The organism is Variovorax paradoxus, assembly GCF_000834655.1.
GTDB lineage: Bacteria > Pseudomonadota > Gammaproteobacteria > Burkholderiales > Burkholderiaceae_C > Variovorax > Variovorax paradoxus_F.
Genome location: NZ_JXQQ01000069.1, coordinates 73,893 through 95,257, shown reverse-complemented (window position 1 = coordinate 95,257; position 21,365 = coordinate 73,893). Strand labels below are relative to the sequence as shown.

Genomic DNA, 21,365 nt, shown 5'->3' with positions numbered 1-21,365 from the left:
AAGCCCGGTGCGAACCGGGCTTTTTTGCATCGATCGGCAGATCCGCGGATCAGCCGACGTGCTTGGCGAAGAACGCCAGAGTGCGTTCGCGCGCGAGCTTGGCGGCATCCGCGTCGTACGAGCCGCGCTGGTCGCAATTGAAGCCGTGGCCGACCGGATACACATGCACTTCCACCTCGGGATGCGCTTTCTTGAAGCTCTCGATGGTGTCCAGCGGAATCCAGTGGTCCTGGTTGCCGAAATGCGCCAGCACCGGCACCTTGGGTTGGCGTGCGGTTTCTTCGGGCGAAGTCATGCCGCCGCCGTAGTAAGGCGCCGCGGCCGCCAGCCCCGGCAGCAGGCTCGCGGCACGCCAGACCAGCAAACCGCCCCAGCAATAACCCACGATGCCCACCTTGCCGGCCTTCGACGCATAGGCGATGGCCGCCTCGATGTCCTGCAGCACGCCGGGCGCGGGCAGCGCCTCGACCGCGGTCTTCAGGCCGAAGCCCTCCTTCATGTCCTCGTCGCTGTAGCCCAGCTCGACGCCGGGCTTCACGCGCTGGAAGGTCGCCGGTGCGACGGCGAGATACCCCTCGGCCGCATAACCGTCGGCCACCGAGCGGATGTGCGAGTTCACGCCGAAGATTTCCTGCACCACGACCACCGCGCCACGCGGCTTGCCCGCGGGCTCGGCCACGTAGGCGGGAAAGGTGAAGCCGTCCTTGGCTGTGAGATCGATGAATTGACCCATGTTCGTCATGCTCCTGATAGCGATTGAATAAGGAAGGTTGTCGTCATTGGCGCAGCGCCCGCTCGACGAAATCGAGCCGGTCCTGCCCCCAGAAAATCTCGCCATCGATCACATAGCTCGGCGCACCGAACACCTGGATGTCGATGGCCTCCTGCGTGTAGGCCTCGTAGCGCTCCTGCACCGCCTGGCTTTGCGATTGCTCCGCGCGCTTGGCGGGCAGGCCGCATTCGACGACCAGCGCTTCGAGCACGTTCGGATCGCCGATGTTCCGCTCCTGCACCCAGACCGCCGCGAACACCGCCGCGCAGACGCGCATGGCGGCCGCGGTGCCGTCGTGGATGTCGGCCGCGATGATGAGCCGCGCCGCGTCGTCGCCCGCTACCGGAAAGAACTTGGGCTTGGTGTTCATCGGAAGGCCCAGGTGCCGCGAGAACCGCGCCATCTCCACCAACCGGTAGGCCTGGCGCTGCGGTGCCCGCTTGCCCAGGGGCAGCCCGCCGGACACCGGGAACACGCTGCCCATGTCGATGGGCCGCACCCGCACCGTGGCGCCCGCCTCGGCCGCGATCGCCGCGAACCGGGTATGACCCAGAAAGGTCCACGGGCTCTGGGGCGCAAAGTAGTAGTCGATCGTCTTGCTTGCGTGCATTCAGTAACCTCCGTGCTTCGCACTGCGGTGCGAGCTTGCCTGGGGCGGCCCGGCGCTGCGCTCATGCGCCGGCCCTCGAATGATGTAATCCAAGCCGACGGTTTTAACTGACACACAGTTTCTCTGCAGGAGGTAGGTTTTGAATCCAGTGCTACTCATCACCGGCGGTGGACGCGGCATCGGCGCCGCCACTGCCCTGCTTGCAGCGAAGCGCGGCTATGCGGTGGCCGTCAACTACGCCAGCAACTCGATGGCGGCCGACGAGGTGGTGCGCACCATCCGCGCCGGCGGCGGCACCGCCATCGCCGTGCAGGCCGACGTGGGCGACGAAGCCCAGGTGATCTCGATGTTCGAGAAGGTCGATGCCAAGCTCGGCCGGCTTACCGCATTGGTCAACAACGCCGGCGTGGTCGACATGCAGGCGCGCGTCGACCAGATGAGCGTCGCGCGGCTGGAGCGCATGTTCCGCATCAACGTGATCGGCAGCTTCGTCTGCGCGCGCGAAGCCGTGCGCCGCATGAGCACCAGGCACGGCGGCGAGGGCGGTGCCATCGTCAACATCTCCAGCGGCGCCGCGCGCCTGGGCTCGCCTGGCCAGTACGTCGACTACGCGGCCAGCAAGGCTGCCATCGACACCCTCACCATCGGCCTGGCCAAGGAAGTGGCCGACGAAGGCATCCGCGTCAACGCGGTGCGCCCGGGCCTCATCGACACCGAGATCCACGCCTCGGGCGGCATGCCCGACCGCGCCTTCGAACTCGCCCCCACCGTGCCCATGAAGCGCACCGGCAGCCCCGAGGAAATAGCGGGCGCCATCCTCTGGCTGCTTTCGGCCGAAGCGAGCTACACGACCATGGCCCTGCTCGACGTGACCGGAGGAAGGTAGACATGAGCACCTCGATGGACCTCATCAAGCCGCTGGTCACGCTGGTGGCCATCGTCAACCCGCTGGCCATCGTGCCCTTCTTCATCCACTACACGCAGGGCTACAGCGATGCGCAACGCCGCCATACGGTGCGCATGTCGGCCTTCAGCGCGTTCGTGGTCATTGCGGTCAGCGCGCTGCTCGGGTTGCAGCTGCTGTCCTTCTTCGGCATTTCGATCGCGAGCTTCCAGGTGGGCGGCGGCCTGTTGCTGCTCATGAGTTCGCTCTCGATGCTCAACGCCAAGCCGGCCGAGAGCAAGACCAACGTCGAGGAGTTGCGCGCCACCGAAGTGAAGGCCTCGATGGGCGCCTCCATCGCGGTGGTGCCGCTCACCATCCCGTTGCTGACCGGACCGGCCACGATCTCCACCGTGGTGATCTACGCCGACAAGGCGCAGCACCTGTGGGAGCTCGCGGTGCTGGTGGGCTACGGCGTGGTGGTGGCGCTCGCCACGGCGCTGGCGTTCTCGCTCGCGCAGCCGATCGCGCGCGTGCTCGGCAAGACAGGCATCAACATCATGACGCGGCTGATGGGCCTGATCCTCGCGGCGCTGGCCGTCGAGGTGATGGCCGACGGGCTCGGCAAGCTGTTCCCGATCCTGTCGAAGGTCGCCTGAACGCAGAAGTTCAGGCCAGCATCTTCTCGATGACCTTCCAGTGCGCCGGCTCCACCGGCGTGATCGACAGCCGGTTGCCCTTGCGCAGCACGATCAGCTCGGCCAGCTCGGGCCTAGCGCGCAGCTCGGGCAGCGCCAGCAGCCGGGTCTTGCGCACCGCCTGCACATCGACCAGCAGCCAGCGCGGGTCGTCTTTCTTCGAAGCGGCGTCGTAGTAAGGCGACTTCGCATCGAACTGCGTCGGATCGGGCTTGATGCCCGAGGCCACGCGCGCGATGCCGGCAATGCCCGGCTCCGGACAACTCGAGTGATAGAACAGCACGCCGTCGCCGACCTTCATGCCGTCGCGCATGAAGTTGCGCGCCTGGTAGTTGCGAACGCCCGTCCACGCCACGGTGGCATCTGGCGCGGCGAGCGCATCGTCGATCGAGACTTCGTCGGGCTCGGATTTCATCAACCAGTACTGGGGCATGGCGGGCTCGCGCTGAGAGTTCGCCGCAAATATAAACCTGCACGCCCAGATCGTGGAACACCGCGGAACCGGCTTCGCCGGGCCGCTGGTGTTGTCCCCGGCGAGGGGGTTTGCAAAGCGACACGAAGTGCGCGAAGCATGGGGGAGCGCCCAGTTACGGCGTCACGTAATCAGAGACGACGACCCACTTCCCGTCCTTGATCTGCGACAGCCGCGACTGCTCGTTGCCCAGCCGCTTGGTGGCCGTGTAGCTGCTCTTCGGGCTGCCGAACATGTCGGGCTCGAAGGTCATGCTGTCCATCGCCTTGATGAAGCTGTCGGTCGTGAGGTTCGGCCCCGCCTTGGTCGCGGCCTTGATGAACGAATCGACGATCACGTAGCCGTAAACCGAGAACACCGTCGGGTCTTCGTTGAACTTGGTCTTGTACTTGTTGGCCCAGAAGCGCAGCGGCTGCGACTGCTCGTCGGTGTAGGGGTTTTGCACCGTCATGGTCGCGTAGACGCCGTCCATCGCCTTGCCGCCCAGCTTGTGGATGAGGTCGGTGTACGCCGCGCTCGAACCGATGAAGGTCGGGTTGAAGCCGGTCTTGCGGGACTCGCCCACCGTGCCGATGGTCTCGCGGATGATGGTGCCGAGCACCACGAGATCGCAGTTCGCAGCCTTCATCTTCGCGACCTGCGAGCTGAAGTCCGTCGCGCCGCGCTTGAACGAGGTCTTCTCGGTCAACTCCATGTTCGCGGCCTTGAGCCCGGCCTCGGCGCCGCGCTGCACCTCCAGCCCGAACTCGTCGTCCTGGTAGATCGTGCAGACCTTCTTGGCGCCCTTGTCCTTGATCATCTTGGGCAGGGCCAGCCGGATCTGGTCGTAGTAGGTGGCTGCGAACGAGTACTTCAGCCGGTTGAGCGGTTCGTACATTTCGCGCGCCGCGGTGATGGGCATGTAGTTGACGATGTTCTTGTCGAACTGCACCGGCATCGCCGCCATGTTCTGCGCCGTGCCGATGTGGCCGGCCATGATGAAAATCTTCTCCTGGTTCACCAGCTTCTGCGCGGCCAGCACCGCCTTCTTCGGGTCGTAGCCCGAGTCTTCCACGAAGAGCTTGAGCTTGCGGCCGTTGACGTTGCCCTGCTCGTTGAGTTCGTCCACGCGCAGCTGCATGCCGTTGCGCGCCTGCTTGCCGAAGCCCGCGAGCGGACCCGAGAGGTCCTGGATCGTGCCGATGCGGATCTCGTCCTTGCTCACGCCTTGCTGCTGCGCGGACGCGATCGTCGCGGCGAGGCCCAGTACGGCCAGCGTCGTCACCTTTGTCACTGTCTTGGGCTTCGTCATTGCGTTGTCTCCTTACCTGTTGAAAAAACACACTGCCTGCTCCTTTCGGGGAACACCGCGGAACCGGCTTTGCCGGGCCGCTGGTGATGCCCCCCCGGCAGGGGTTGATGCAGCGACACGAAGTGCGCGAACGCTGGGGGGCGAGCCCTACCTGTACATCGCTTCGATGCGGTCTGCGTACTTCGTCTGCACCAGCTTGCGCTTGAGCTTCATCGTCGGCGTGAGCTCCTCGTCCTCGGCGCTCAGCTGCGTCTCGAGCAGGAAGAACTTCTTGATCTGCTCCACGCGCGCGAACTTCGCATTGACGCGGTCGACCTCGCCCTGGATCAGGTCCAGCACCTCCTGCGCACGCGTGAGGCTCTCGTAGTTGCTGAACGGCACGTCGTTGTCCTGCGCAAACTTCTCGACGTTCTCCTGATCGATCATCACGATCACCGTCAGGTAGGGCTTCTTGTCGCCGATCACCACCGCATCGGTGACGTAGGGGCTGAACTTGAGTTCGTTCTCCAGCTCGCTCGGCGTGATGTTCTTTCCACCTGCCGTGATGATGATGTCCTTCATCCGGTCGGTGATGCGGAAATACCCTTCCGCATCGACCAGCCCGACGTCGCCGGTGTGCAGCCAGCCGTCGGCGTCGATGGTCTCGGCCGTCTTCTCCGGCAGGTTGAGGTACCCCATGAAGACGTTGGGGCCGCGCACCAGGATCTCGCCGGTCTCTGGGTCCAGGCGCACCTCGTTGTAGCTGGTGGCCGGGCCGATGGAGCCGGGTGCGATGCGCGAGGGAGGCACACCGGTGGAGGCGCCGCACGATTCGGTCATGCCCCACACCTCCAGCATCGGCACGCCGAGCGCGAGGTACCAGCGCACGAGGTCGGGCGAAATCGGCGCCGCGCCGGTCACGAGAAATCGCGCACGGTGGATGCCGATGAGCTTGCGCACGTTGTTCAGCGCAAACCAGCGCGCGATGCGGAACTTCAGGCGCAGCCCGGCGCCGATCGGCTGGCCCTGCAGCACGCGCTCGGCAATCTCCTGGCCCACGCCGATGCTCCAGCGATAGGCGGCCTGCTGCAGGCGGCTCGCTTCCTTCAGCGCGATCATCACGCCCGAATAGAACTTCTCCCACACGCGCGGCACCGCGGTGAACACCGTGGGCGAAATCTCGCGCACGTTCTCGGGCACCGTCTCGGGGTTCTCGACGAAGTTGAGGATCGAGCCGGTGTACATCGCGAAGTACTCGCCGCCCATGCGCTCGGCGATGTGGCACAGCGGCAGGAAGCACATGCGCTCGTCGGTCTCGCCCTGCGCGAGCAGCGTGTTGTAGCCCCGCATGGTGTAGACCAGCCCGCGGTGGCTGTGCATCGCGCCCTTGGGCTTGCCGGTGGTGCCGGAGGTGTAGACGAGGATCGCGAGGTCTTCGGCGCGGCATGCGGCGATGCGCTGTTCCAGCGCCTGCGGATGGGCCTTCAGGTGCTCGCGGCCGAGGGCGCGCAGCGCATCGAGGCTGATGACGCCCGGGTCGTCGAGCTCGCGCAGGCCTTCCATGTCGAACACGACCACCTTGCGCAAGAGCGGCAGCTGCGCACGCACTTCGAGCGCCTTGTCCAGTTGCTCGTCGTCTTCCACGAAGAGCACGGTGGTGCGCGAGTCTTCGCACAGGTAGGTGACCTGCGAGGCCGCATCGGTCGGGTAGATGCCGTTCGAGACGCCCCCGCAACTGAGCACGGCCACGTCACACAGCACCCATTCGATGACGGTGTTGGAAAGGATCGAGCAGCACTCGCCATGCCCGAAGCCCAGCGCCAGCAGCCCGCCCGCGATCTCTCGCACCGCCTCGGCGGTCTGCCGCCACGTCCAGGTGCGCCAGATGCCGAACTCCTTCTGCCGCATCCAGACCTTGTCGCCGCGCAGTTCGACGGCCTTCCAGAAGACCGCGGGAATGGTGTCGCCGGGCACCACGACATCGAGCCGGGGTTGAAGATGCGCCAGGTCCCAGAGGCCGGCAGGAGCGCGCAATGCGAGGGTGCTCATGGCGTCATCTCCAGTTTTTCTTCTTTTTCCAGCGCCGCTCGCCGCGCACGCCGTCGTCCTTCACGCCGAGGTAGAACTCCTTGATGTCTTCCTTCTCGCGCAGACGGTCGCAGGAATCCTCCATGACGATGCGGCCGTTTTCCAGCACGTAGCCGTGGTCCGCCGCATTGAGCGCCATGTTGGCGTTCTGTTCGACCAGCAGGATCGTGGTGCCGCGCTCGCGGTTGATGCGCACGACGATCTCGAAGATCTCCTTCGTGAGCTTGGGGCTCAAGCCCAGGCTCGGCTCGTCGAGCAGGATGAGGTGCGGCGCGGCCATGATGGCGCGCGAGATCGCGAGCATCTGCTGCTGCCCGCCAGAGAGCAGGCCCGCGTCCTGCGTTGCGCGCTCGCGAAGTATGGGAAAGTAGCTGTAGACCGTCTCCATGTCCCGCGCCACGCCGTCGCGGTCGGTGCGGGTGTAAGCGCCCATCAGCAGGTTGTCTCTCACCGACAGCAGCGGGAACACCTCGCGGCCTTCGGGCACGTGGCTCAAACCCTGCTGCACGATGAAGGCCGGGTCCTTGGCGGTAATGTCCTTGCCCTGGAACTCGATGCTGCCCTTGCGCGGATCGATGATCCCGGAGATGGTCTTCAGGATCGTCGTCTTGCCCGCACCGTTAGAGCCCAGCACCGTGGCGATCTCGCCCTGCCTGACTTTCAGGCTCACGCCGCGGATGGCCTTGATGGGGCCGTAGGCGCTCTCGACATTGAGCAGTTGCAGAACGACGTCGCTCATGCGGATGCTCCCGAAGTCGAGGAACCGCGTTGAGGCCCCGCAGGACGATCACCACGCCCCCGAGCCCGGTGTGCGGTGCGGGGCGGGCGCCCCCTCTGGGCCGCCGAGGAGCGCAGCGTTTCGCGGATCAGGGCTCGCAGCTGTTTGAGCGAAGCGAGTTCTGCGAGACCCCGCGAAATGCGAGCACCGCAGGGGAGCCGCGAAGCGGCCGGCACAGTGGGGGCGACCGCGCCGCATCGCATACCGGGCGCCTCTCCAAAGGTAGCGAACAGGACATTCATGCCGCCACCCTCCTCAAGCTGCTCACGTCATCCACGGTTCCGAGGTAAGCCTCGATCACACGCTCATCCGCCTGCACCTCGCGCGGCGTACCGGTGGCCAGCACCTCGCCCATGTTCATCGCCAGCACACGGTCGGACACCTTCGAGACGAGCGACATGTCGTGCTCGACCATCAGCACAGAGACGCCCAGCTCGTGCTGGATGTCCTGGATCCAGAACGCCATGTCCGCCGTTTCCTCGACGTTGAGGCCCGACGACGGCTCGTCGAGCAACAGCAACTTGGGCTCGGTGCACAGCGCGCGCGCCAGCTCCACCACCTTGCGCACGCCGTACGGCAGGCCCGCCACCATCGAATCGCGGTGATGCTGCAGGTCGAGCAGTTCGATCACCTGCTCGGCTTTCTCGCGCGCCGCGACCTCGGCGCGCCGCGTGGCGGGCGTGAAGAACACCTCGCTCCAGAACCCCGTCTGCCGGTGCGTGTGACGGCCGATCAGCAGGTTGTGCAGCACGGTCGCATGCTCGAAGAGCTCGATGTTCTGGAAGGTACGCGCGATGCCCAGCGCCGCGATCGCGTGCGGCGCCTGCTGCGTCAGCGCGAGCGGGCCGGCGGCATCGCCGTGCCATGTGATCTCGCCGGTGGTCGGCGTGTAGATGCGGCTGATCAGGTTGAACACCGTCGTCTTGCCCGCGCCGTTCGGGCCGATCAGCGTGAACACTTCGCCGCGCCGTACGTCGAAGCTCACCTTGTTGACCGCGAGCACGCCGCCGAAGCGCACGCTCAGGTCCTTGGCCGAAAGGAGGATGTCGCCGCCGCTGCTCATCTCAGCCGGTCCGACTTGGTGAAGGACTTCTGCCGCTTGAACAACCCCTTGCGGTAGAACGGGAAGAGTTGCAGGTACGTCCTGATCTTGAGCCAGCGGCCGTAGAGCCCGAGCGGCTCGAACAGCACGAACGCGATCAGCACCAAGCCATACACCAGCCCTTGCAGGCCGGGCGCCTGGCCCACCACGGCGGGCAGCCAGTCCTTGCCCATCGAGATCAGCTGCGGCATCGCGATGAGAAAGATCGCACCGAGGAACGCGCCGTGCACCGAGCCCAGCCCGCCGATCACCACCATCAGAAGGAGGTCGATCGACTGCAGGATGTTGAACTGGTCCGGCGAGATGAAACTCAGCTTGTGCGCATACAGCGCGCCGCCCAGCCCCGCGAGCGCGGCCGAGATCGCGAAAGACATCGTCTTGTAGCGCGCGAGGTGGATGCCCATGCTCTGCGCCGAGATTTCCGAATCGCGAATCGCGACGAAGGCGCGCCCCGTCGGCGAGCGCAACAGGTTCAGTATGCCCAGCGTGCTGAGCACCGCCACCACGAGGCACAGAAAGTAGAAGCCGTCGCCCGAGCCGAGCGACCAGCCGAAGAGTTGCGGCGACTTCACATGCAGCCCGGCGTTGCCGCCCGTGACGCTCTCCCACCGCGCGAACACTTCCTCGACGATGAAGCCGAACGACAGCGTGGCGATGCCCAGGTAGATGCCCTTCACGCGTAGCGCCGGCAAGGCGACCACCACGCCCACCGATGCAGACAGCGCCGCGGCCGCCAAGAGCGCGATCGGGAACGGCACGCCCATGTTGGTCAGCACGCCCTGTGTGTACGCTCCCGCGCCGAGGAACGCCGCATGCCCGATCGAGAACTGCCCCGTGAAACCGGCCAGCAGCATCAGGCCCAGACCCACGATGCCGTAGATCAGCACGAAGGTCAGCTGCGCGAGCCAGTACTCCTCGATCACCCACGGCGCGGCGACGAGGAATGCGACGAGCAGGCCATACCAAAACACGTGACCGCCATGGCGTGCGAGCCGGATGTCCTGGTCGTAGCTGGTCTTGAAGATGTAGCGCATGTCGGACTACACCTTCTTGCGCAGCTTTTCGCCGAAGAGACCGTTGGGCTTGATCATGAGCATCAGCAGCACCACGATGTAGGGCGCCGTGTCCTTGAAGCCATCTGGCAGATAGAAGCCGGCGAACGATTCGACGATGCCGATCACCAGCCCGCCGACGATCGCACCCGGCAGGCTGCCGAAGCCGCCCACCACCGCCGCCGGAAAGGCCTTGAGCCCGATGAAGCCCATGTTCGCGTGCACGAAGGTGATGGGCGCGAGCAGCATGCCCGCGATGGCCGCGACGGCTGCCGCCAGCCCCCACACCAGCCCGTTGAGGCGCTTGACCGGAATGCCCATGTAGTAGGCCGCGAGCTGGTTCTGCGACGAGGCCTGCATCGCGATGCCCAGCTTGCTGTAGCGGAACATCGCGAACAGCAGCGCACACAGGACGGCCGTGGCGACGATGATCGCGAGCTGCTCCAGGTTGACCACGAGCCCGCCCAGCTGCCAGATCTGGTCCTTGTAGGGCACGGGCAGCGTGTGGGTCTCGGTGCCGATGCCCGGCACCATGGTGATGAGGCCGCGCGCCACATACGCGATGCCGATGGTCAGCATCACGATGGAAAACTGCGGCTGCCCGAGGATCGGTCGGATCACCGCCAGCTCCAGCAACACACCGAAGGCCGCCATCGCCACCACCGCGAGGATCGCCGCGAGCCAGAACGGCATGCCGAAGAGCGACATGCCGGCGAACGCACCGAAGGCGCCGAGCATCATCAGGTCGCCCTGCGCGAAGCTCACCGTTTCGGTCGCCTTGTAGATCAGCACGAATCCGAGCGCGATCAGCCCATAGATGCAACCTTGCGCAATGCCCGACAGCAGGAGTTGGAGGATCTGCATGGGCCCTTTTCCCGCTTACTGCCGGAAGCCGCCGGCTGCGTCGTGCAGTGCGAGGCGGCGCGAGCCCGCCAGGATGTCGCTGGGTTTCAAGCCATAGACCTGGCGGATCGAATGGCTGAAGTGCGTCGAGTCGGGGTAGCCGGTGTCCAGTGCGATATCGGTGAGCGTGGTGGTCTGGCGCACGTAGCGCAGCAGGCTGCGCGCGCGCTTCCAGGCGCGGAAGGCGCGAAACGCCATGCCGGTCTCCTGCTTGAAGAGGTGCAGGAAGCGCGAGAACGACAGGTGCACCGAGGCGGCGCAGTCCTCGGCCGAGGTGGGCGCGGACGGATCGGCAACGAGCGCGTCGATGACACGGCGGATGCGTGCATCGATCGCGCGCGGTGCGAGCGCTTCGCCGAAGAAGAGCGCATCGAAATCGAAGCCTTCGAAATCCGTGCCGCGGCCCGACGCCCCGAGCAGGTGCGCATGGACGTCGCGCACACGCTTCACGAAGGCCGGCGCATCGACCGGGCCGCAGTGCTGCATGAAGGCGGGCATGCGCGCCTCGTCCACCGATTCCGATTCGACGAGCAGGTTGAAGATGAGCGGGTGCTGGCTCTCGACGTGGTGCGGCACCTGCGGCGGCACCACGATGAGCTCGCCCGTCTGCCAGGCGCCGCCACCGATGCGGATGCGGATCGGCGGCACGCCCGTGGGCGACACGTACACGCCGTGCCCACCCATCGTGCGCTCGGCCGCCGCACCGAGCAGGCCGGCGTAGAACACGCGCTGCGGCGTGAGCCACATGAGGCGTTCGCCCTGCCGTGCGCCACCGTTTTCCGGGGGCGCATTACTCGCTCGCTGCATGGTGTTTGTCTCCTGCATCGGGTCTGGCCTGCCCTGCGGCGGGCGGCCTCGTGTTGGCTGGATCGTAGCGGCGCAACCCTGTGGCGCGGCATGCATTTGCGCGGGGACTTTCCCTAGTCCTGCGACAACGCGCGATGCAACTCGGTGGCGCAAAGCGCAACGGCGGTGTTGGCCTCGTCGAGCACCTTGCCCATGGTGATGAAGCCATGGATCTGGCGCTCAAAGCAGACGTAGTCCGCGCGGCTGCCGGCGGCGGTGAGCGCCTCTGCGTAGGCCAGCCCTTCGTCGCGCAGCGGGTCGTAGCCCGCGGTGATCACGAGCGCGGGCGGCAGCTTCGAGAGGTCGGTGTGCAGCAGCGGCGAGGCTCGCCAGTCGAGGTCGTGCTTCGCGTCGGTGATGTAGTGGTCGTGGAAGTACGTCATCGTTTCGCTCGTCAGGAGGTACCCCTGCCCGTTCGCCTGGTGCGACGGGTGGCCGCGGCGCATGTCGGTCGCGGGATAGATCAGCAACTGGAAGGCGATGGGCAGGTCGCCCGCATCGCGCGCCGCGATCGCCACCACGGCCGCGAGATTGCCGCCGGCGCTGTCGCCGCCGACCGCAAGGCGGCTCGCATCGAGCCCCAGCGTCGTGGCCTCGCGGCGCACCCAGCGCGTGGCGGCCAGCACGTCGTCGACGGCGGCAGGAAAACGGTGCTCGGGGCCCATGCGGTAGTCGACTGCCACCACCGCGCAGCCCGCCCCGTTGGCCAGCGCGCGGCACAGCACGTCGTGCGTGTCCAGGTCGCCGATGACCCAACCGCCCCCGTGGTAATACACCAGCACCGGCAGCGGGCCGGCGCCCGAACCCAGCGGCCGGTAGAGACGCACCGGGATGGTGCCGTGCGGGCCGTCCGCCGCGAGGTCGCGCACCTCTGCCACTTCCGCGGGCAGCGGCTGAGTGGCGGCGCGGCGCTCGCGGTAGAAGGCCCGCGCGTCGGCGGGCGAGAGCGTGTGGGTCTGCGGAATGCCGCGCGCCTCGATGAAGTCGAGCAAGGCGCGCGCCTGGGGATGCAGCATGGTGTCTCCGGTGGATCGAGCTGACGGGCGCCCAGTGTGGAGTACAGCTCGCATGCGCGGTATCCGCATGCACCCGCCCTCCACCTCGGCCTCTGGCAAGACCCCGCACCATGCCCGCGCCCTTGCGGCGCGGTCTTGCGAAAACTGGCTACCGCTGTCGCGCACGCTCCATCACTCGCGACGCATGAGGCCGGCGCGGCCAAAGGCCGGAGACACCGTGGAACCGGCTTTGCCGGGCCACTGGTGTCGCCCCCGGTAGGGGGTTGGAGAAGCGACACGAAGTGCGCGAAGCCTGGGGGCGAGCCTTATCTACGCGGCTTGACGCGCGAGGCGGCTTCCTTGGCCAGGTTGCGCGCGGTGTCGGTATCGGCCGCGTGCACCAGCGCCACGCCCATGCGGCGCTTGAGAAAGCTCTCGGGCTTGCCGAACAGGCGGATGTCGCTGCCGGGCACCTGCAGCGCCTCGGCCACGCCGTCGAACGCGATGCCGGTGGCGTCCACGCCGCCGTAGATCACCGCGCTCGCGCCCGGGCTCTTGAGCGATGTGTCCACCGGCAGGCCGAGGATGGCGCGCGCATGGAGTTCGAACTCGTTCTGCCATTGGGTGGCCATGGTGACCATGCCGGTGTCGTGCGGACGCGGGCTGACTTCGCTGAACCAGACCTCGTCGCCCTTGACGAACAGCTCGACGCCGAAAAGGCCCTGGCCGCCCAGGTCGGCCGTCACGGCCTCTGCGATCTCTTGCGCCTTCTGCAGCGCGGCGGGCGCCATGGGATGCGGCTGCCAGCTTTCCACATAGTCGCCGCTCACCTGCACGTGGCCGATGGGGTCGCAGAACTTCGTTGCCACGGCGCCGGCCGCGTCTTTCGCACGCACGGTCAGGAGCGTGATCTCGTAGTCGAAGTCGATGAAGCCTTCGACGATCACGCGGCCATGGCTCACGCGGCCGCCGGCCATGGCGTAGTCCCAGGCCTTCTGCACGTCGGCCGGGCCGTCGATCTTGCTCTGGCCCTTGCCGGAGCTGCTCATCACAGGCTTGACGATGCAGGGGTAGCCAATTCCTTTTCCACCCACGCCGTCGATCGCGGCCTGCAGCTCGGCCAGCGAGTCGCAGAACTTGTAGGGGCTGGTGGGCACACCCAGCGTCTCGGCGGCCAGGCGGCGGATGCCTTCGCGGTCCATCGTGAGGCGTGCGGCGCGCGCCGTGGGAATCACGCGCACGACGCCCGCGTCTTCGAGCTGCTGGAGCATCGGCGTGGCGATGGCCTCGATCTCGGGCACCACGAGCATGGGCTTCTCGGCCTCGATCAGCGCCTTGAGCTGCTCGGGGTCGCTCATGGTGATGGTGCGGGCGTGGTGGGCCACCTGCTGGCCGGGGGCGTTCTCGTAGCGGTCGACCGCGATGGTCTCGACGCCGAGGCGCTGCAGGGCGATCAGCACCTCCTTGCCGAGTTCGCCGGAGCCGAGCAGCATCACGCGGGTGGCGGAGGGGGAAAGGGGGGTGCCGAGGGTGGTCATGGTCGAAGTCGAAAAGAGAGAAGAAAAAGCAACCGCCGCACTGTAAGCCACCCGTGAACCCGGGTGTCGCGTCCGGGAACGGCACGCCGGCGGGGCTGCTTCACAATCGATGCCCTGCCGCGGTGCCGGCCTTGCGCCCCACCCGCTCCCCCTTCCCGTTTTTGTACTTCCAAGGAGTTTTCTCATGACGATCCAGACCGTCGGCATCATCGGCGCCGGAACGATGGGCAATGGCATTGCGCAGGCCTGCGCGGTGTCCGGTGTGAACGTGGTGATGATCGACGTGGCCCAGGCGGCCGTCGACAAGGGCCTCGCCACCATCTCGGGCAGCCTCGACCGCCTCATCAAGAAAGAAAAGCTCACCACCGAGCAGAAGGCCGCGGCGCTCGCGCTGATCAAGGGCTCGACCCACTACGACGACCTGAAGGGCGCGCAGCTGGTCATCGAGGCGGCCACCGAGAACCACGCGCTCAAGCTCAAGATCCTCAAGCAGGTCGACGAGCTGCTGGCACCCGAGGTGATCGTTGCCTCGAACACCTCCTCGATCTCGATCACGCAGCTGGCCGCAGCCACCTCGCGCCCCGACCGCTTCATCGGCATGCACTTCTTCAACCCGGTGCCGATGATGGCGCTGGTCGAGCTGATCCGCGGCTACCTCACGAGCGATGCCACGCACGACGCGGTGAAGGCGCTGGCCGAGAAGCTGGGCAAGTCGCCAATCACGGTGAAGAACGCGCCGGGCTTCGTGGTCAACCGCATCCTGGTGCCGATGATCAACGAGGCCTTCTTCGTGCTGTCCGAGGGCATCGCCACAGCCGAGGACATCGACGCCGGCATGAAGCTGGGCTGCAACCAGCCCATCGGCCCGCTCGCGCTGGCCGACATGATCGGCCTGGATGTGTGCCTGGCCGTGATGGAGGTGTACCTGGAGCAGTTCGGCGACTCGAAGTACCGCCCCTGCCCGCTGCTGAAAGAAATGGTCGCCGCCGGACAGCTCGGCCGCAAGACCGGCCGCGGCGTGTACACGTACTGACACCCAGGCTTGCCCACTTCGTGTGGCAGCGCCCACCCCCTTCCAGGGGGCAACACCAGCGGCCCGGCAAAGCCGGTTCCGCGGTGTTCCTTGAAAAGACAAGAAAAGGAGACCACCCGCATGACCGCCACGCCCACCTCCCCGCCCGCTGAAGGCTGCATCGACACCCAGGTGCTCGACCATGTGCTGCTGATCGGCATCAACCGCCCTGCCAAGCGCAACGGCTGGACGCCGCCGATGTTCAGGCAACTGGCCGAGGCCTACACCCGGCTGGACGACGACCCCAACCTGCGCGTGGGCGTGCTGCATGCCTTCGGCGACCACTTCACGGCGGGCCTCGACCTGCCGGCAGTCACCGAGTACATGAAGCGCGGCGAGAAGGCGATTCCCGCCGGCCTCGTGGAGCCGCACGACTTCGGCCTGCCCGACTATCGCCGCCGCACCAAGCCGATGGTGGTGGCCGTCAAGGGCATCTGCTTCACGGTCGGCATCGAGCTGATGCTGGGCGCGGACATCGTGGTGGCCGCCGACAACTGCCGCTTCTCGCAGATGGAAGTGCAGCGCGGCATCATGGCCACGGGCGGCGCCACGCTGCGCATGGCCGAGCGCGCGGGCGTGGGCAATGCGATGCTGCATCTGCTCACGGCCGACGAGTTCGACAGCGCAGAGGCCTATCGTCTCCACTTCGTGCAGAAGGTCGTGCCGGCCGGGCAGGAGCTGGACGCGGCACTGGCCATTGCGCAGCGCATCGCGGCGCAGGCGCCGCTCGCGGTGGTTGCCACCCGGCTCAACGTGATCAAGGCCGTCGAGCAAGGGCCGCTCGCGGCGGTGTCGGAATTCATCGAGACGCAGAAGCGCCTCTCGAACAGCGAGGACGCAGCCGAGGGCGTGCGCTCCTTCGTCGAGCGCCGTCCCGCGCGGTTCAGCGGTCGTTGACGACGAATTCCACCGGAGTGCTGCCCATGTCTTTCTTCCACCGGGCGGCGCTCGTCGCCGCTTTCACTTTGCTCGCAGTGAACACCTCCAACGCCCAGACGCCCGCCCCCGCCGCGCTGCCCGATCCCGCGGCCACCTCGGTCGACGCGCTCGGCTGGATGAAAGGCTTTCCGCCCCCGCCCGACAAGCAGATCACCTTCGACAACCCGGCCGGCGGCGTGTTCCCGCGCACGCGCTGGAGCTTCTCTCATGTGCGCGAGACGGTGCCCACGGCCAACGTGTGGCGCGGCAGCGGCGCGGCGAGCCCCCTGCCTGCGGCGCCGCGCAACGACATCGAAGCCGTCACCTTCAAGCCGCTCGGCGGCGAAGAGACGGTGACCTTCGCGCAGATGATCCCGCGCACCTACACCGACGGCATCCTCGTGATGCACCGCGGCCGCGTGGTCTACGAAAAGTACTTCGGCGCGCTCACGCCCGAGCGGCCGCACATCGCGATGTCGGTGACCAAGTCGTTCGTCGGCACGCTCGGGGCGATCCTTGCCGACGAGGGCAAGCTCGATCCGTCGGCGCCGGTCACCAAGTACCTGCCCGAGTTGAAGGACACCGCGTATGGCGACGCCACCGTGCGCCAGGTGATGGACATGACCATCGGCGTGCACTACTCGGAGAACTACGCCGACCCGAAGGCCGAAATCTGGGACTACGCACGCGCCGGCGGCATGCTGACGCAAGGCCCGAACTACACGGGCCCCAAGTCGTTCTACGAATTTCTCGTGACGCTCAAGAAGGAAGGCGCGCACGACACCGCCTTCGCCTACAAGACGGTGAACGCCGAAGTGCTCGCATGGATCCTGCGCCGCGCGAGCAACCAGTCGCTGGCCGATCTCCTGAGCGAGAAGATCTGGCGCCGCATCGGCGCCGAGCAGGACGCGTACTTCATGGTCGACCGCATCGGCACCGAGTCGGGCGGCGGCGGCCTGAACACGGTGCTGCGCGACCTGGCGCGCTTCGGCGAGACCATGCGCAACGGCGGCCGTGCGCCCAATGGACAGCAGGCGTTTCCGAAGGCGGTGGTCGAAGACATCCAGCGCGGCGGCGACCCCGCCAAGTTCGCCAAGGCGGGCTATGCGCTGCTGCCGGGCTGGTCGTACCGCAACATGTGGTGGGTGTCGAACAACCCGCATGGCGCGTACATGGCACGCGGCATCCACGGCCAGAGCATCTATGTCGATCCGAAGGCGGAAATGGTGATCGTGCGCTACGCCGCGCACCCGGTCGCGGCGAATGGCGGGAACGATCCGCTCACGCTGCCGGCGTTCCAGGCAGTGGCCGAGGCGCTGATGGCGCGCCCCTGATTCGCCTTCGGTTCAGACTGCGGCGCGCTCGCGGGCGATGACCAGCAGGCCGTCCATGATCAGGCTCTCGACCAGTTCGAAGTGCCCGTTCATGACGGGCGCCATCTTCCAGCCCGCGCCGCCGGTCATGAAGCAGGCCGGCTCCTCGCCGCAGTGCGAGCGCACGTGCTGCACCATGCGCTCGACCGCGCCCGCGATGGCATAGGTGCCGCCGCTGGTGAGCGCATCGCTGGTGTTGGTGGGAAATTCGCGGACCTCGCCGGTCGGCACATGCAGGCCCGCGGTGCCCGACTCCAGCGCGCGCAGCATGATGCCGTGGCCCGGCAGGATCAACCCGCCGAGAAACTTGCCGCTCGCGTCGATCGCCTCCACGGTGACGGCCGTGCCGATCAGCACCACCACCATCGGCCGCGCCGGCCCTTGCGCGAGCATGCGGTGGCGCGCGCCGATCATCGCCACGAAGCGGTCGGCGCCCAGGCGCGTGGGGTGGTCGTAGCCGTTCACGATGCCGGCCTCGCCGGCGCTGGACACCACCCAGCGCGGCGCGCAGTCGAAGCGCTCGACGATCTGCTCTTCGGCGCGGCGCCGGAGGGTATCGCCGGCCACCACGCAGCCGAGCATGGAGCCCGGTGCGGGCAGGTCGGCCCAGGGGCCGTCCGCGAGGCGTTCGATGTGGTCCAGGAACTCCGCGCCCGAGGCCTGCAACGCGGCGCCCGGTTGCGCCCCGTCGTAGAGCGCCCATTTCAGGCGGGTGTTGCCGATGTCGATTGCGAGGAAGGGGGATGCCATGCGCGGGATTATTGCGACTTTGTCGTTATTCATGCTGGCACGTCGTCGACATACGCGGCATGGGCCTACGCCACGCTCTGCCCATCCACCGCTACATTCGAAAATTCCATCCACCACGGCACAAGGAGAACACCATGGGATTGCTCAGTTTCATCAAGGAAGCCGGTGAAAAGCTGTTCGGCGGCTCGTCGGCCCAGGCGGCCACGCCCGATGCGAACGCGGCGGCCGCAGCCGCCATCAAGACCTACATCCAGACACAGAACCTCGGCCTCACCGGGCTCGAGGTGACCTACACCGCCAGCAGCGGCGTCGTCACCCTTGCCGGCCAGGCGCCCTCGCAGGAGGCCAGTGAGAAAGCAGCGCTCGCCGCGGGCAACGTGGCCAACGTCACGAGCGTGGACAACAACCTCGTCGCACCCGCTGCGCCACCCGCGCAGTACCACGACGTGGTCAAGGGCGACACGCTCTCGGCCATCTCGAAGAAGTATTACGGCGATGCCAACAAGTACAACGCGATCTTCGAGGCGAACAAGCCGATGCTGTCGCACCCGGACAAGATCTATCCGGGGCAGAAGCTGCGCATTCCGGCGCTCTGATCTTCTTCAGCTCTCGCCATGAAAAAGGGCCCACTGGAAACAGTGGGCCCTTTCTTATTTTGAACTGTGTTTGTTCAGGGCGCAGGTGTCGCCCCCACGCTAGTTCTGCTTCCAGGGCAGCCCGCGCTTGCGCCAGCCTCCGACCAGTCCGCGGTGTCCGTTCTCATCCGGATTGCCTTCGAAACCTTCGAGGATGTTGTAGGCCTCCAGCCCCAGCTCCGTGGCGCGCTTCGCAGCGGCGATGGAACGCACACCGCTGCGGCACAGCAGCACCAGCTTCTTGCCGCCTTCGCTGGCCGCGCGCACGCCATCGTCGAATGCCGGGTTCAGCGCCATGCCCGGCCATTGCTTCCACGCCAGCGGCACGGCGCCGGGCACATAGCCGACCCACTCGCGCTCGGCATCGGTGCGCACGTCGACCATCACGGCCTCGCCGCTCGCGAGCCATGCTGCAGCCTGCTCGGGCGTCACGTCGCCGGCATAGCCCTTTTCACCAACGGGTTCAGTCATCTCTTTGCATCCTTCCATTTCATTAGGGTTACCTCGCGGGCTGCTGCCATCTTTACCTTGCCCGGCGCCCGCCGGATGGTGGAATTTTTCACCAGTTCGTGAAAACCCTGTTTGTCGCGTTTTCGCGCGCGCCAAAGATCGGGCTTGGGCCTGTCAAACATAACTCCAAGAGGCGGGCAGGGTTTTTCGGTCAGTCAGAACTTGTATGGAGAGAGACAACATGACAGAGAGCAAATCACCCCGCCGCCGCAACCTCTTGAAAGGTGCCGCCGTGGCCGCAGGCGCCATGTCGGCGCCGATGGTCAGCATGGCCCAGACCACGTCGCTGCGCTTCCAGAGCACCTGGCCTGCGAAGGACATCTTCCACGAGTACGCCAACGACTTCGCCAAGAAGGTGAACGACATGGCCGGCGGGCGCCTGAAGATCGAGGTGCTGCCCTCCGGTGCGGTGGTGCCGGCGTTCCAGCTCCTGGAGGCAGTGAACAAGGGCACGCTCGACGGCGGCCATGGCGTGGTGGCCTATCACTACGGCAAGAACTCGGCGCTCGCGCTCTGGGGCTCGGGCCCCGGATTCGGCATGGACGCCAACACCGTGCTGGCCTGGCACAACTACGGCGGCGGCAAGGCCCTGCTCGAGGAGATCTACAAGAGCCTCAACATGGAGGTCGTGTCGTACCTCTATGGCCCGATGCCCACGCAGCCGCTGGGCTGGTTCAAGAAGCCGGTGGCCAAGGTCGAAGACATGAAGGGCCTGAAGTTCCGCACCGTGGGGCTGGCCGTGGACATGTTCACCGAGATGGGCACCGCGGTGAACCCGCTGCCCGGCGGCGAGATCGTGCCCGCACTCGACCGCGGGCTCATCGATGCGGCCGAGTTCAACAACGCCTCGAGCGACCGTGTGCTCGGCTTCCCCGACGTGGTGAAGAACTGCATGCTGCAGAGCTTCCATCAGTCGGGCGAGCAGTTCGAGGTGCTGTTCAACAAGGGCAAGTACACCGGGCTCTCGCAGGAGCTGCGCTCCATCATCGACTACGCGGTGCAGGCCGCGAGTGCCGACATGAGCTGGAAGGCGGTGCAGCGCAACTCGCAGGACTATGCGGACATGAAGAAAGCCGGCATCAAGTTCTACAAGACGCCCGACGCGGTGCTGCGCGCGCAGCTCGCCGCGTGGGACAAGACCGTGGAGAAGAAGGCCGGTGAGAACCCCCTCTTCAAGAAGGTGCTGGATTCGCAACGCGTGTTCGCCGAGCGCGCGCTGCAGTGGCAGAACGACTACGGCGTCGATTTCAAGATGGCGTACGCCCACTACTTCGGCAAGAAGAAGTCCTGAGAAAAACCTGCCGATGACGGTTCGCGCCAGCCATCCGGAGCGCTCCGGATGGCTGGCTTTCCGATGCGTGCTTTTCTGCCTGCCATGCCTTCATGACCATCCAACGTTTCCTCCACGCCGTCGACCGGTTCAGCATGGTCGTGGGCAAGACCTTCTCGTGGCTCATCGTGGCGCTGATGCTGCTGGTGTGCGGCGAGGTCTTCAAGCGCTATGCGCTCAACGCGCCCACCGCCTGGATCTTCGATGCCAACAACATGCTCTACGGAACGCTCTTCATGATGGGCGGCGCCTACACCCTCTCGCAGGCCGGCCATGTGCGCGGCGACTTCTTCTACGGCAGCATGAAGCCGCGCACACAGGCGGCGCTGGACCTCGTGCTGTTCGCGGTCTTCTTCCTCCCCGGCGTGGTGGCGCTCACCTGGTCGGGCTGGACCTACTTCGGCGAATCGCTCGCGATGCGTGAGCAGACCTTCAACGCCGACCCGATACCGGTCTACCCCTTCAAGTTCGTGATCCCCGTGGCCGGCGCCGTGCTGCTGCTGCAGGGCATCGCCGAGATGGTGCGCTGCGCGCTGTGCCTGAAGACCGGAGTGTGGACGCCGCGCCTGAAGGACGCGGAAGAAATGGACGTGGTCGGCGAACAGCTCGCCGGCAGCAGCTATGTCGACGAAGCCGACAAGCGCGAGGTGATCGACAGGGCCAAGTCGATCGAACAGGCCGCGCAGCAGCGCAAGAGCGATTCGACCGGAGGTGCCGCATGAGCGCCGCGCCGGACCGCCCCAATCAAGCCCGCACGGCAATGCGCAGCA

At 66.4% G+C, this 21,365-nt stretch carries 22 protein-coding genes; 8 read left to right on the top strand and 14 right to left on the bottom strand.

Annotated features, from left to right (window positions below; translation table 11 throughout):
• Positions 1-49: 49 nt before the first annotated feature.
• Together RT97_RS24315 and RT97_RS24310 are read right to left on the bottom strand one after the other, a co-directional pair.
• Positions 50-733 (bottom strand): dienelactone hydrolase family protein, encoded by a 684-nt coding sequence (locus RT97_RS24315; RefSeq protein ID WP_042581425.1) that lies wholly within the window; start codon positions 731-733, stop codon positions 50-52.
• 43 nt (positions 734-776) lie between these two features.
• The gene (locus tag RT97_RS24310) at positions 777-1,382 is read right to left on the bottom strand and encodes a 2-hydroxychromene-2-carboxylate isomerase (RefSeq protein WP_042581407.1); all 606 of its coding nucleotides are present in this window, start codon (positions 1,380-1,382) and stop codon (positions 777-779) included.
• A 139-nt stretch (positions 1,383-1,521) separates the two neighbouring features.
• Here RT97_RS24310 and RT97_RS24305 point away from each other — a divergent pair, with 139 nt between their 5' ends.
• Complete coding sequence (locus tag RT97_RS24305; protein WP_042581406.1) at positions 1,522-2,268, top strand: SDR family oxidoreductase; 747 nt, start codon at positions 1,522-1,524, stop codon at positions 2,266-2,268.
• A gap of 2 nt (positions 2,269-2,270) precedes the next feature.
• Entirely contained in the window at positions 2,271-2,924 is a 654-nt protein-coding gene (locus RT97_RS24300; RefSeq protein WP_080898413.1) for a MarC family protein, read from the top strand.
• 10 nt (positions 2,925-2,934) lie between these two features.
• On the opposite strand, the gene RT97_RS24295 is transcribed toward RT97_RS24300, so the two are convergent.
• From RT97_RS24295 to purT, 10 genes are all read right to left on the bottom strand, one after another.
• Positions 2,935-3,396: an EVE domain-containing protein gene (locus RT97_RS24295; protein WP_042581405.1), complete on the bottom strand. Its 462-nt coding sequence runs from the start codon at positions 3,394-3,396 to the stop codon at positions 2,935-2,937.
• 154 nt (positions 3,397-3,550) lie between these two features.
• The gene (locus tag RT97_RS24290) at positions 3,551-4,726 is read right to left on the bottom strand and encodes an ABC transporter substrate-binding protein (protein ID WP_042581404.1); all 1,176 of its coding nucleotides are present in this window, start codon (positions 4,724-4,726) and stop codon (positions 3,551-3,553) included.
• 147 nt (positions 4,727-4,873) lie between these two features.
• A complete protein-coding gene (locus RT97_RS24285) occupies positions 4,874-6,754 on the bottom strand; it encodes an AMP-dependent synthetase/ligase (RefSeq protein ID WP_042581403.1) in 1,881 nt (626 codons plus the stop codon).
• Between the two features lie 4 nt (positions 6,755-6,758).
• The gene (locus RT97_RS24280) at positions 6,759-7,532 is read right to left on the bottom strand and encodes an ABC transporter ATP-binding protein (protein ID WP_042581402.1); all 774 of its coding nucleotides are present in this window, start codon (positions 7,530-7,532) and stop codon (positions 6,759-6,761) included.
• Between the two features lie 277 nt (positions 7,533-7,809).
• Entirely contained in the window at positions 7,810-8,634 is an 825-nt protein-coding gene (locus RT97_RS24275) for an ABC transporter ATP-binding protein (protein WP_042581401.1), read from the bottom strand.
• Positions 8,631-9,707, bottom strand: a complete 1,077-nt coding sequence (locus RT97_RS24270; protein WP_042581400.1) for a branched-chain amino acid ABC transporter permease — start codon at positions 9,705-9,707, stop codon at positions 8,631-8,633. Before RT97_RS24270 ends, RT97_RS24275 begins: the two co-directional genes overlap by 4 nt.
• A 6-nt stretch (positions 9,708-9,713) precedes the next feature.
• On the bottom strand, positions 9,714-10,589 hold the full coding sequence (locus RT97_RS24265) for a branched-chain amino acid ABC transporter permease (RefSeq protein ID WP_042581399.1): 876 nt from the start codon (positions 10,587-10,589) through the stop codon (positions 9,714-9,716).
• Positions 10,590-10,604: 15 nt separating this feature from the next.
• Positions 10,605-11,435 (bottom strand): helix-turn-helix domain-containing protein, encoded by an 831-nt coding sequence (locus tag RT97_RS24260; protein WP_042581398.1) that lies wholly within the window; start codon positions 11,433-11,435, stop codon positions 10,605-10,607.
• Positions 11,436-11,548: 113 nt separating this feature from the next.
• On the bottom strand, positions 11,549-12,490 hold the full coding sequence (locus tag RT97_RS24255; RefSeq protein WP_042581397.1) for an alpha/beta hydrolase: 942 nt from the start codon (positions 12,488-12,490) through the stop codon (positions 11,549-11,551).
• A gap of 305 nt (positions 12,491-12,795) precedes the next feature.
• Entirely contained in the window at positions 12,796-14,007 is a 1,212-nt protein-coding gene (gene purT / locus RT97_RS24250; protein WP_042581396.1) for a formate-dependent phosphoribosylglycinamide formyltransferase, read from the bottom strand.
• A gap of 184 nt (positions 14,008-14,191) precedes the next feature.
• Here purT and RT97_RS24245 point away from each other — a divergent pair, with 184 nt between their 5' ends.
• From RT97_RS24245 to RT97_RS24235, 3 genes are all read left to right on the top strand, one after another.
• Positions 14,192-15,040, top strand: coding sequence for a 3-hydroxybutyryl-CoA dehydrogenase (locus RT97_RS24245; RefSeq protein WP_042581395.1), 849 nt, complete (start codon positions 14,192-14,194; stop codon positions 15,038-15,040).
• 120 nt (positions 15,041-15,160) lie between these two features.
• Entirely contained in the window at positions 15,161-15,976 is an 816-nt protein-coding gene (locus tag RT97_RS24240) for a crotonase/enoyl-CoA hydratase family protein (protein ID WP_042581394.1), read from the top strand.
• Positions 15,977-16,002: 26 nt separating this feature from the next.
• Positions 16,003-17,331 carry a serine hydrolase domain-containing protein gene (locus RT97_RS24235; protein ID WP_042581393.1) on the top strand — a complete coding sequence of 443 codons (1,329 nt, stop codon included), beginning with the start codon at positions 16,003-16,005 and terminating at the stop codon, positions 17,329-17,331.
• Positions 17,332-17,343: 12 nt separating this feature from the next.
• Here RT97_RS24235 and RT97_RS24230 read toward each other — a convergent pair whose 3' ends face one another.
• Positions 17,344-18,120, bottom strand: a complete 777-nt coding sequence (locus RT97_RS24230; RefSeq protein WP_042581423.1) for a type III pantothenate kinase — start codon at positions 18,118-18,120, stop codon at positions 17,344-17,346.
• Positions 18,121-18,254: 134 nt separating this feature from the next.
• Here RT97_RS24230 and lysM point away from each other — a divergent pair, with 134 nt between their 5' ends.
• Positions 18,255-18,716, top strand: a complete 462-nt coding sequence (gene lysM / locus RT97_RS24225) for a peptidoglycan-binding protein LysM (RefSeq protein ID WP_042581392.1) — start codon at positions 18,255-18,257, stop codon at positions 18,714-18,716.
• A gap of 99 nt (positions 18,717-18,815) precedes the next feature.
• Here the strand turns inward: lysM and RT97_RS24220 are convergent, their stop codons facing one another.
• On the bottom strand, positions 18,816-19,226 hold the full coding sequence (locus tag RT97_RS24220; protein ID WP_042581422.1) for a rhodanese-like domain-containing protein: 411 nt from the start codon (positions 19,224-19,226) through the stop codon (positions 18,816-18,818).
• Between the two features lie 220 nt (positions 19,227-19,446).
• Between RT97_RS24220 and RT97_RS24215 the strand changes: the two genes are divergently transcribed.
• Together RT97_RS24215 and RT97_RS24210 are read left to right on the top strand one after the other, a co-directional pair.
• The gene (locus RT97_RS24215) at positions 19,447-20,556 is read left to right on the top strand and encodes a TRAP transporter substrate-binding protein (RefSeq protein ID WP_042581391.1); all 1,110 of its coding nucleotides are present in this window, start codon (positions 19,447-19,449) and stop codon (positions 20,554-20,556) included.
• Between the two features lie 92 nt (positions 20,557-20,648).
• A complete protein-coding gene (locus RT97_RS24210; RefSeq protein ID WP_042581390.1) occupies positions 20,649-21,317 on the top strand; it encodes a TRAP transporter small permease subunit in 669 nt (222 codons plus the stop codon).
• Positions 21,318-21,365 lie beyond the last annotated feature (48 nt).